Annotated in this window: 1 protein-coding gene; it reads left to right on the top strand. The window is 66.3% G+C overall.

What is annotated here, in order from left to right:
• Positions 1–3: 3 nt before the first annotated feature.
• Positions 4–252: 3-methyl-2-oxobutanoate hydroxymethyltransferase (locus ACTFO6_RS19220; RefSeq protein WP_439935924.1), on the top strand; the 249-nt coding region annotated here is incomplete at its 3' end.

Genomic DNA, 252 nt, shown 5'->3' with positions numbered 1-252 from the left:
ACCATGCTCACCTGCTATGACGCGAGCTTCGCCACCCTGCTGGACAACGCCGGCGTGGACACCCTGCTGGTGGGGGACTCCCTGGGCAACGTGATCAAGGGGGAGGAGACCACCCTCACCGTGACCCTGGAGGAGATGGCCTACCACACCCGTTGCGTCGCCCGGGGCGCCAAGCGGGCTCTAGTGATCGCCGACATGCCCTTCGGCACCTTCCAGGTGAGTCCGGAGAGGACCTTCGAGAACGCTGTGCCC

The sequence above is a fragment of the Pelomicrobium sp. G1 genome (genome assembly GCF_051905455.1).
Classification (GTDB): Bacteria; Pseudomonadota; Gammaproteobacteria; order Burkholderiales; family UBA6910; genus Pelomicrobium.
The sequence above is the reverse complement of the archived record's forward strand: the minus strand, read 5'-3'. Positions and strand labels throughout refer to the sequence as shown.